Raw genomic sequence first — 11390 nt, 5'->3', positions numbered from 1 at the left:
TTTTGATGTTTGATATCGCTCATTTCATCACCCCAACATTTGATATGTGGGCAAATAAGACGATCATTGTTTTTAACAGAGATGAAAGAATGAAATGAAAAGGGGTGAATATGGGGTCTCTATCGGGATCGGGGTCGCTACTACTACCATCCGATGAAGATGATGATGAGTTTTTTGATGACGTTGTTGAACTTCGGCGTGAGCGGGAAGTATTCCCCTTTGGTGGAAAAGGGCATGTTATAGTATTGACTACATTCCTAATAGCAACTAAAAGTTTTGAAACACGGTGCCAAAGAGGTAGTATTCGGTCAGTACTACTATTATTAAAACGCTGAATTGTTGTTTCCCAAAAATTAGAACTTTTGTTTTTAGTCGGATGTAAACCCCATCTCGCTCTGATTTCCGCACTTCGGTCTTCTCTTGATACAGTTATTGGGTTAGTCACTGTAGTTAATCTCCTGCTTAGTGAGTGAATGTAGTTAGCAGTAATAAAAGATAACTGAAAAAAAATTTCTGTCAACACATGTGATTTTATGTAAGTTGTTGATATTTGATAAAATCAACGCTTATCAACGTTGTTTTTTATTTTTGCTTCTTCTAAGATCCATAATTCAACTTTTTCATGCCATTTTCTTAGCAAATCTAAGGAGGGTGCGAATAAGTACCCTCCGCAACGAAAATGAAACTTTTAGTCAATTAAATTCAATCACTTACATAGGCGTTTTTTTGCGTTTGGTGACTTATTCGCACCTTCCCTAATGGACGGCGGCGATAGTGCTTTTCAGCAAGAGCGCTAGGCTTATGGCCCATAATCTGCGCAACAATACCTGTTGGTACTTCGACCCATTCAGCGAGGGTCCCAAAACTACGGCGCAATCCGTGCAAGCTGATATGTGGTAACTCCGCGCGAGTTAATGCTCTATTATGTGCTGAACGCGGTTCAATAATTTTGCCACTTTTGCTGTTACTTCTGAAAACCCAATTCTCCTCGTTTGTACCACGATTGGGGATCTCCATCAGTGAGCGTAACAAGTCAGAAACATAGGGAGTGAGGGGGATAATTCGCTCGCCTTCGATCTTGTCTTTAATTCTCATGCTTGACCATTTGAAATCTATGTCAGACCAGCGAAGTGAGGAAATTTCTTCACGCCGTGCACCGGTGAGCAAAAGCACTTGGAGATAGGCTGATGCAATGGGATTATTGAGGCTACGCACGGCACTGAACCAGCTTTTGAGCTGTTCTTTTTGTAAGCAATCTCCCGCTTTGCTCGCTGATATTGGAACCATTTTTCTCACGTTATGATCTTGTGCAAGATCGCCATCGATTATTCCCTGATATTTTTTCTGGTAATTAGCCCATTTGATGAATGCACGCAACAGACGGTAGGCATGAGCAGTGACGGTAGGCCGATTTTGTCTCTCTGTACTTAGCCATTCGGCAATGTTCTCTGGTGTTAGTTCTGATAATGGTCGGTCGAGCAGGCTAGCCAGTGGCCCAGGTGAGGTTGGGCCCCGGCCTCTTTTTTTACTTTCGCCTCCACGACTGGACAAGTTAACGTGATCGGCAATGTAGCGTGCAGAGTAGGGGCGTTTAGTTTTTGCGCTGATTCCGGTTCTCAATTCATCAAGATAATCTTCCCAAGCGCTTGAAAAGGTTGCCTTCGTTTTACGAGATTCAGCCTGCTGTGATTCCGCTTCAGCAATTTTTTCCGCCTTAGCTATACGCGGATCTATCCCAGTATCGATTAATGTTTGCAGTCGCCTGGCTTCGGCCCTCGCATCATCAATCCTCCAATCGTTAATGTTGCCAATGGTCATGCGAAGGGTTTTTCCCGCATACAGGCTTTGGAATACAAAGGCTTTTGCTCCACGAGTTGCTCGACATGCCAAGCTTGTTACGTCCGTATCCCAAAGGAAAACTTGGTTTTTCCCTTCAGGTAAAGTAAATCTTCGAATTCGTTCGAAGGTTAGTTTTTGTCTTGAAAGCGCCATTTTTAGGGTTCCTGTTGGGGATTACGGTTTACAGTAATGTAACGGCTGGTGTAAGTAAATTGAAAGGATAAACATCAACACTCATCAATTTACATCAACAGGTTTTTTGTTTTAATATTATGATTTAAAATGATAAATTTGTGATTTCTGATGGTTGTTCAAGCAGTTAAAATATAAAAACTTCGCATTCGTAATGCGAAGGTCGTAGGTTCGACTCCTATTATCGGCACCATTTCAAACTCTTCTCAAGTCTACCGAAATCAACTTAAAGCCCGTATACTGCGGTTTCTAGCCCGTATCTTATCTCCTGTTATCAACTGGACTCAACCGGAATCAAGTTACAGTTGGGGGCATAAGTGGGGGCATTCTGTGTTCGGTCCAGGGAGATGCCCCCAATGAAGCTAAATGCACGGCAGGTAGACGCCGCTAAACCCAGAGAGAAGGCCTACAAGCTGGCAGATGGTGCTGGCTTGTATCTTGAAATCGTTCCCTCAGGTTCCCGATACTGGCGGATGAAATATCGCTTCAATGGAAAAGAGAAGCGTATGGCTTTTGGGGTCTATCCGGCAGTGTCCCTTGCACAAGCGAGAGCACTGCGTGATGAAGCCAAGAAAAAACTGGCTGAGTGTATCGATCCATCGTTTGCCAAGAAAGAAGAAAAGCTGGTTCGCGATGTGCAGCTCAATAACACGTTCCAGTCTGTGGCGCTTGAGTGGCACGGTACGAAGGTGAGCAGATGGTCAGAAGGCTATGCCTCCGACATCATCGAAGCCTTCAATAAAGATATTTTCCCCTATATCGGCCAACTGCCGGTGAATGAAATCAAACCACTGGTTCTGCTGAATGTGCTGCGTCGTATGGAAAGCCGTGGCGCGACAGAGAAGGCTAAGAAGGTTCGCCAGCGCTGCAGTGAAGTCTTTCGCTACGCCATAGTTACCGGTCGTGCGGAATACAATCCTGCAGCGGATCTAACCAGCGCGATGTCAGGGCATGAATCGAAGCATTATCCCTTTCTTACTGTTGAGGAGTTACCAGACTTCTTTAAAGCCCTATCCAGCTATACAGGAAGCCCGCTAGTTGTTCTTGCCGCTCGGCTGCTGATCCTTACGGGAGTTCGCACCGGCGAGCTTCGAGGTGCTTTCTGGAGTGAGTTTGATCTTGAAAAAGGGGTGTGGGAAATACCTGCAGAGCGTATGAAGATGAAACGGCCTCATCTGGTGCCCCTCTCTACCCAAGCGCTGGAAATCGTACAGCAACTCAAAGTGATGTCTGGGCAATATCCACTGGTGTTCCCAGGGCGTAATGAGCCCCGCAAGACGATGAGCGAAGCGAGTATAAATCAGGTGTTCAAGCGGATTGGATACACGGGGAAGGTAACGGGGCATGGTTTCCGTCACACGATGAGTACGATTTTGCATGAGGAAGGGTTCAATACCGCATGGATTGAAACCCAGCTTGCGCATGTCGATAAGAATGCGATTCGCGGGACGTACAACCATGCGCTGTATTTGGAAGGCAGGAGAGAGATGATGCAGTGGTATGCGGATTATATTGATAAAGTTGGAAGGGTTGCTCTCAGGAGTGCTTCATAATTAGATTTCTCTAAGGAGGGTGCGAATAAGTACCCTCCGCAACGAAAATGAAACTTTTAGTCAATTAAATTCAATCACTTACATAGGCGTTTTTTTGCGTTTGGTGACTTATTCGCACCTTCCTTAGAGGTTTCTGATATTGACTTACCTGTATGTAAAATTGGAATGACGACCAGAGATCCAACCTCCCGATGTGATGAGATAAATAAGAGCTCAACAGGTGATTTTATTTGGGCTGTTTCTCACTCTATTTTTGTTAGTGATTGTAAAAAACTAGAACGATTAATTCACGATAAGTTAAGTCCCTTGCGGCAAAAAAGAAGAGAGTTTTTTAATTTACGCGCAGATGATGCATACAAAGCAGTAATGTCAATTTTTGAATCTCAGGATGAGATAAAAATGATGATTGAGTTGGAGTCGAAATCCATATCAATAATTAACCCGGACCATAAAGTTAAAAAGAATAACAGATATCTCTCCAAACATGGTTCTGATGAGTATGCAGAGATATTACAGTCTTTTTGCGAAGTTCTGGGTGTGAAAGGAAGGGCTTTTGGCCAGCTCAATAAACCATTTTTTGGTATGAGCGATGGAAATGAAGGCGTCCAATGGAATATTTCTGTCTGTACGCAAAGTAATAATATCCGTATGGGTGTTAATCTTGAAGGTATAAAATACAAAGATTGGCCTATAGCTAAGCTTATTAAATCAGAGTTGGCAGTCCCTGGGTTGCTAAGTGTAATACAAAAATTAGATTCTGAAGACGAAATTAACATGACTTTTTATCGGGATGCCTGGCAGGTGGTTTCTAGACCTGAAATTAGAGAGAAATATATAGGCGGCAAGGAATTTAACCTCAATGAGCTGACTCATGGGGAATGGGAACGTATTTTAAATGAAGCTTTAAATTGCTTGGATAAAGAACGTGATTATAAAGGGAGAAATATGCAGGATATTACGATGGTAAACAAAAATGGTAGTGTTCTTGTTCGTACCATGCCAGTTTCTCCTCATTTAACAATATGGTCTCCATTAATAATTAACGATAATATTGATGATGCAATCCGAAATAAGTTTAATCAATTGATTCATATTCATCGTTGGATGATGCAGTTAAGTTGAAAAGTTGAGCTTGTTATGTCCGCTCCTCGCTCACAGCAGCCGCACCTGAGTGAAGCCCCCATAGGGAAACCTGTGGGGGCTTTTTCTCTTTTTTTGACGTCGCATTCCCATCTTCGAAAATTCAGGCGAAGGCGCTGAAAAATTTTGTCGGGCCTGGCGCCTTTTGCAGGCAGGGTACTGACGCGTTTATCCCTAGCCCTGCCTAGCCTAAGGCTTCTGCCATGGAACGTGCCAGGTGCTGCCATCTTCAGACGTAAAATTTCCTGCTTTATCATCCGTCCGGAAACACCGGGTGACTTTGCCGTCAACGTTGCAATTTCCCCAGTATAACGGGAAGCCCTCAGTCTCCTTATGTAGCTGCCTCAGCGTTGAGCGTCGCTCGTGTATCTCATCCAGTGAGGGAACAAGCGTCAGGATAAGCACAATGACCACACTGCACAGAACTCCCTGTGCAGCCAGAAACCAGAGCCAGCTTCGCCAACCAAGAGACCTGCAGGCTCGTTCATAGCGGTTAGTTGCCCCGTCTGCGGCTCGATCGGCTTCGCGGAAATGGTCCGCCAGAAGTCGTGCAGACCTCTGCGCCGTTGAGTCGGCCATTGCTGTAACGGCACTGATAACATCATCTCTGACTTCTCTCATCTGTTTTTCATGAGATGTGGCGGAATGAATCAGTGCTGACGTTGCTCTGTCTGCTGTTTTTCCCTGCTGCTGTGCGGCCTGAAGGAGCCTGTCTGCGGCCTCAAAAAAGAGGCGTATGTCGTGTTCACTGACGGAATTTGTGTTTTTCATAGGCTCTGCTCAATCCCTCTGTCGTGGTCTAATGATTGCTCTTTCTTCAGCTCTGTCTGGCGATCTACTTCATGCCTGTAGAGGAGCCATTTCTCATGTGTCATCGAAAGCTCCATCATATTCTTCAGCTCTACATACCTCAGATTACCGTTGCCGTCACAAACGACGATAAGCGCACCCGCGTTGCTCTCTGCGTCCACGCCCTGGCACCACCTGACCAGTTTCAGGTAGTCACTGACGGCAACCGGATCTTCGGCATTAACCTGAGTCGAAAAGATGCTACGGGTTGTCTGTGCAATAAAGTTCTCAAGGTTCAGAGGCTCAGCCTTACGGGTGGACTGAGAGAGGGCGATGAGATAGCTCGAAAAGTAGGTTTTCACACCCACCTGAACGTCAGGCGTGCTTTCAACATACCAGTGGATTCGGTGAGAAAGCGGCCTCAGCCTCATATCACTTTCTAGCGCGTGAGAGAGCTTTCTGAAGCGGGCTGCCTCTTTACCAGAGCGGTTATCCGCAGATTTGAACTCAATCAGCCGTAGGGTGCCGGGAAAGGAAAGCAGGACATCAGCCAGCGCCTTGTCCTCAGGCGTCTGCTGGAGCAGATTGACAGATGCTGGCAATACATGCCCGCGAAGCTGGGCCCCTACAGAGATGCCCAGTCCGTACAGGAAATTACCAATAACCACGTTCTCATAAAGTTTCACTTCCTGCTTCCTCTCCTCAGTATTTAGCGCGGCTCCGCAAGTATATTTATCCACACGCCGGAGCTGGCATATTTCTGACCGCTGTTTACCTATGTCCATAGCGATTTATCGGCCTCTACTCTGAGAGGATGATTGTTTTCGAAGGAGATTTTTACATTACACTAAGCGTTGGAGCAAATGAGCCATTTAGAAAGAGCGGAGTTTACCGGCCCTGTGTTCAAACTTTTTGGTGAAAGTGCTTTCCCGCCAGACAGCATTAATCATTCAGTGATGAGAAGCCGACACAGTCACGGGCTGGCCGCTGCATACGCCGAGCTGCTCCGCCAACTACTTGTATTTGAGGCTACTGGCTTAACTTTGATTCTCACATCAGGCAGTATCACATCCTAGCCATGCTTGTTCACCACGTCACGTCACGCCACTCACGAGCCATCGCCAGACGTATGCCCCAGCTGCCCTGCGCGGGCATAGCGATGGGTTTATCTGTTAGGTCATCGCTGTAAAGTTAGGAGGATGTTGACGAGTTTGTGCTTGTTGATAATCACCGGCAGGTTGAATGGGGCTATGAGCGATATCCACTAATCAAGAAGATAATTACTGGTGTTGTGGTCCCATCGATAAGTCGTCTTCTCACAGTGTTACCCCATCCAGCATATGGCTAAAGTTGCCAGTACTGCATGTCAGGCAATAGCGCTCTCCATGGTAATCGTTGTTGCAGGCTCTACAGTGCCAGTCCCCTCTGAATACCACGGGTTGAGCATCTGCCACGTAACGGCGCAACTTACGAATTTGTCTTATTTCCTTTGTCTCAAGATTTACACACGGGCAGTGCCGCTGACCGTTCTTCGTTAGCAAGTTAGTCAAATGTCCAAACCACGGACGTTTAGTGCCGTATTCGGGATGATATTGCAGGATGCTTCCACACAGGTAACAGGTATAGTGGTCGTAAGAGATGGTCTGTGCAGTACGGGCACCGGTCAGACGACCATTACCATCGAGAGCGATAAAGGATTTTGCGTACAATGTATTGTTCCTTACCGCCAGACAACACACAGGCGTCAGTTGTCCCGGTACGGGCAGCATGGTCAGGATGTGAATGGCGGGTCAGTTAAGAAGTATCAGAAGGGGAGTAAGTCTGCGTTAGCAGTCGTTACTGTCCGGTGGTTGTCACACTAAGGCGTTGTGACGTAAAAAACTCTCATAGACAGCGTCGTGGACGACCTGTCGGTGGATGAGGTGGAACTTCGTTGCAACCAAACAACAGCAGCCCCTGCTTTTGTTGAACTTTGGCCATATACGCCAGCACCTGCCGGATATTGGCGATACTGCCCGGATCGCTGTAACGCACCGGAATATTGATATTGGCCGTGTAATGCTCTTTAAACTCACATCGGTGATACCAGCCTTCCCGCTCAGTGATATCACTCCAGTGCAAACCTGCTTGTTGAGCCCAGGGATATGTGTTCTGGGTTTTACTGCCATCCAGCCAGAAGACAACGTGAGCGTGGTAGTGGTGATCCTCAGTCCATTCGATAACCCAGAAGAAACCGACCACCGCTTCGAGTTGCATCATACGGTTCATCAGCTTTCGGATATCCCATTCGAGCTGCTGGTGATCCTGCAGGAAATACTTAGCGGTATGATCCTGGTAAAAGGAGGGTGCGAATAAGTACCCTCCGCAACGAAAATGAAACTTTTAGTCAATTAAATTCAATCACTTACATAGGCGTTTTTTTGCGTTTGGTGACTTATTCGCACCTTCCTTAGATGGGAAATTGTATGGCAACTAGTTGCTGTCTATATTGGAAGCGGTTGCCACTATTAATCAAAAAATGTAAGAAGAGTGTGTATTAACTAGAATGGTAATAATTTCTATATAGCGCTGAAGAGAGAAAGGTGATCATCATTCTCATTTACCTATGTAAACTACATCACATAACTGCCATTTTTCCCTTAGTTCTTATACATGAATGTTATTGATATACAGTATGGAGTTATGCTAAAAGTCATTAATTCACTGTAAATCACCTAGTGATATCAAGGAAGGTGCCGGTATGGTTAAGCTAGTGGGGAATGACAGTAGTAAGATTAAATATCTTGAAAATAAATTAATTGAGAATGGTTATCACTTCTATTCTGGTGGGATTGATAAAGATTACCGGGCATATCAGTTAAGGGTTTTCAATTACCTTGTTTCACAGAATGTTTCTGAGCAGAACATTAATTCTTTCTTTGCTGAGGTGGATAATAGCTATACAAGAGGTTTTCCATCCGAGAGTGAACTTGATTGGTATCGTAATGATCCAAGAGCAAGCTTATGGTTGTCTTGTGAGTTATATGAGAAATTAAAGGAAGAAACTCCTAAGTACAATATTGATTTTCTATCTCCAGAAGCATTACAACCTGATCATAACGTGAGAATTGAAGCGATACGTCATTGTATGGATGAATGGCCTATGTATTTTACAACACCGGCTGAATTCATTAAGGATAAAAGTATTGAGTGGGCTGAGTTACTTGATCAACATGATTTATTCAGAAGTGTTAGATCCATTAAGGTCGATGTCTGTTCTTGGCTAAGAGATTACTTAAGGGGGAATACATCAATAGGTCTGAAACGTATTTGTGGTAATTCTTCCGAGGAAATAATGTCGTGGTGCTATGCAAGTTACTTTATCTGGAGAAAAAACAACCTGCATTCTCCAGATTCTGTCGAGTTGTTCATTAGAAAGTTTAAGAGCGCCTGGTCTACACAGAAGAATAGGAATAAAAATAAAGAAGAGAAAAAACTTGTGACAATGAGTGTAAGTATCTCTCAGCAAGCTCATGATATGCTAAGAGATATGTCTATGAAAGACTCGATGTCAAATAACGCAATTATAGAGAGTGCTATCCTTAGGTTATATAATAGTAAGAATAGTAAGTAAAGTACGTTCCAAATAATTTCAGACAGATATTATCTACGTGAATCCCCGCTTTCCTGACTGGATCGCGGGTTTTTTTAATTTTTCACGCTGAGACTACTGTATGAATAAACCTGACGGCCTTCAGGCCTTTGAACAACCGCTTGCGTCGCTTCCGTGCACACTTCGCCAGCTTTTTCTTGAACGTATCCAGAACCTGACCCATTACGAGCCGGTGATTGGGATCATGGGCAAAAGTGGTACAGGTAAATCCTCTCTCTGCAACGAACTTTTCCAGGGCGAGGTGTCCCCGGTGAGTGATGTGAACGCCTGTACTCGCGACGTACTGCGCTTCCGGTTGCGCAGCGGTCGTCACAGTCTGGTGATTGTCGATTTACCGGGTGTAGGTGAAAACGGGCGACGGGATCATGAGTACCGGGCCCTGTACCGTCGAATGCTGCCGGAGCTGGACCTGGTGCTGTGGGTCATTAAGGCCGATGATCGGGCACTGACCGTGGACGAGCAGTTCTGGCTCGGTGTGATGCAACCTTACAGGCAAAAGGTACTGTTTGTGATTAACCAGGCCGACAAAATCGAACCCTGTTATGAATGGGATACCCTCACCAGCAAACCTTCAACACACCAACAGGGAAATCTTAAAGCGAAGCAGGCTGCGATTATGGCGATGTTTAAACCGCATCATCCAGTCTGTGCGGTGTCCGCCTGCACTGGATGGGGCATTGAGGATATGGTGGCAACCATGATGCGCTGTCTGCCTGACCGCGCCACCAGCCCGGTGGTAACACAACTGCACGGGAGACTCTGCACAGAGCCGGTAAAGTCGCAGGCCCGTGACAGTTTCGGTGACGCTGTGGGCCGTGTTTTCGATACGGCTGAGTCATCGTCATTGCTGCCTGCGCCATTGAAAACGGTGATTCGTACCGTGCGTGATGCGGTGGTGTCGGTCGCACGGGCCGTCTGGTACTGGATATTCTTCTGATATCGCAATTTTCTCTGCGAATGATGAACTGGTTGTTAATGATGTGTTGATTGTGGACACGTCCTTTCCACTGCGTTTTATCATCAATTAAATCAGGCGAAGCATCATTATCTGTCAGACGAGCGCCCACAAGGCTGGACTGCTCATAAAAAATAGTTCCGATGTTGTCCATACCCTGTCCACTCCTTCCTTTAAAGTAATCATTATTAATTCATAGAGTTAACTTCTCAGGAGAAATCTTTCATGACGCTTCAGGAGCGGCGACATGACCGGCTTGCCGTCAGGTTGTCGTTGATTATCAGCCGTCTGGTATCCGGTGAAACTCTGTTTATTCGCAAACTGGCAACTGAATTCGGGGTGTCAGAGCGCACGTTACGTCGTGACTTTCGGGAACGTCTGATGTATCTCGACCTGGATTATTACCAGGGGCAGTGCAGTCTGCGCTCAGATATTCACAGTACGCGGCAGGAAATAGATATTCTGACCTTTGCTCACCGCACGGGGTTGGCCGGGGTTTTCCCGGGCTTTGACCGGCGACTGGTCAGCAGCCTGCTGGACTGTGATGAGCGACCTTGTCTGGTATGGCATCAGGACAGACCTCATCCCCCGGCAGGAAAGCTCTGCTTCTACAGGCTGGTCAGAGCTATTTCGGGATGTCAGCGCATCACCATTCTGACTGAAGAGGAGCGTCATGAGGCCGTTGCACCTTACCGGCTAATCGCCCTGGATGGTTACTGGTATCTGGTCGCTGAACATAACAGGCAATTACGTGTCTTCCGGCTGGATGAGATTCATCTGGTAAGGCCATCCCGGGAAACATTTATTCGCAGTGAGCTTCTCCATCAGCTGTCGGAGGACAAACATTTTATCTTAGCCTTACCTCATTTCCGTTTTATTCAACAGTCGCTGAATTCATTTTCTCCATCAGAAAGTCGGGGGCAATCCGGACAAAGTGATTAGAGATGGTCTCCATAATTAAATGTAAGGTTAATGCAATGAAAAAATTGAACTTATTGTCTTTACTACCAGTCATGTTGTTCCCCTTACTTATCGCAGGTAATGCTCTTGCAGCACGTCCTTATAGCGGGTTCCTGCCTGCGGCAGTGAATAATAAGAGTGGGAATATATTCTGGTGTGATGCCCACCGACAGGTCAGAAAACTGTGTACAGCGACGGAAGTGGATTCAATGGGATGGTTTATTGTTGTTCGCTCGAAACCTTCCAGAGATTGTCCGGGTGGCATGTGGGGGTGGATCACTCCTAGGGAAGGTGCGAACAAGTTCCTGAT

General features: G+C 45.9%; 7 protein-coding genes and 3 pseudogenes. 6 read left to right on the top strand and 4 right to left on the bottom strand.

The annotated features are described in order from the left end of the window. Positions 1 to 702: 702 nt before the first annotated feature. A pseudogene (locus tag ACOTXR_RS20045) lies at positions 703 to 2067 on the bottom strand (tyrosine-type recombinase/integrase). A gap of 320 nt (positions 2068 to 2387) precedes the next feature. On the opposite strand from ACOTXR_RS20045, the gene ACOTXR_RS20040 reads away from it, so the two are divergent. Continuing rightward, complete coding sequence (locus tag ACOTXR_RS20040) at positions 2388 to 3584, top strand: tyrosine-type recombinase/integrase (protein WP_058691125.1); 1197 nt, start codon at positions 2388 to 2390, stop codon at positions 3582 to 3584. Positions 3585 to 3647: 63 nt separating this feature from the next. Then, the gene (locus ACOTXR_RS20035) at positions 3648 to 4706 is read left to right on the top strand and encodes a GIY-YIG nuclease family protein (protein WP_421767071.1); all 1059 of its coding nucleotides are present in this window, start codon (positions 3648 to 3650) and stop codon (positions 4704 to 4706) included. A 785-nt stretch (positions 4707 to 5491) separates the two neighbouring features. Here ACOTXR_RS20035 and ACOTXR_RS20030 read toward each other — a convergent pair. The 3 genes and pseudogenes from ACOTXR_RS20030 to ACOTXR_RS20020 all read right to left on the bottom strand — a co-directional run. Beyond that, positions 5492 to 6199, bottom strand: coding sequence for a hypothetical protein (locus tag ACOTXR_RS20030; RefSeq protein WP_025205072.1), 708 nt, complete (start codon positions 6197 to 6199; stop codon positions 5492 to 5494). Positions 6200 to 6829: 630 nt separating this feature from the next. Next, entirely contained in the window at positions 6830 to 7222 is a 393-nt protein-coding gene (locus ACOTXR_RS20025) for a putative zinc ribbon protein (protein ID WP_071842210.1), read from the bottom strand. 175 nt (positions 7223 to 7397) lie between these two features. Then, positions 7398 to 7853, bottom strand: a pseudogene (locus ACOTXR_RS20020) (hypothetical protein); the annotation flags it as partial. Positions 7854 to 8253: 400 nt separating this feature from the next. Here ACOTXR_RS20020 and ACOTXR_RS20015 point away from each other — a divergent pair. The 4 genes and pseudogenes from ACOTXR_RS20015 to ACOTXR_RS20000 all read left to right on the top strand — a co-directional run. Beyond that, on the top strand, positions 8254 to 9126 hold the full coding sequence (locus ACOTXR_RS20015; RefSeq protein WP_078309967.1) for a hypothetical protein: 873 nt from the start codon (positions 8254 to 8256) through the stop codon (positions 9124 to 9126). Between the two features lie 100 nt (positions 9127 to 9226). Continuing rightward, positions 9227 to 10102 (top strand): GTPase family protein, encoded by an 876-nt coding sequence (locus ACOTXR_RS20010; RefSeq protein ID WP_025205067.1) that lies wholly within the window; start codon positions 9227 to 9229, stop codon positions 10100 to 10102. Positions 10103 to 10345: 243 nt separating this feature from the next. Further along, on the top strand, positions 10346 to 11062 hold the full coding sequence (locus tag ACOTXR_RS20005) for a helix-turn-helix transcriptional regulator (RefSeq protein WP_025205066.1): 717 nt from the start codon (positions 10346 to 10348) through the stop codon (positions 11060 to 11062). A gap of 35 nt (positions 11063 to 11097) precedes the next feature. Then, positions 11098 to 11390 (top strand): annotated as a pseudogene (locus tag ACOTXR_RS20000) (hypothetical protein); the annotation flags it as partial.

This window comes from Enterobacter cloacae complex sp. IR53030 (assembly GCF_049238365.1).
GTDB classification, from domain to species: Bacteria; Pseudomonadota; Gammaproteobacteria; order Enterobacterales; family Enterobacteriaceae; genus Enterobacter; species Enterobacter kobei.
This window is presented reverse-complemented; position numbering and strand designations above follow the sequence as displayed.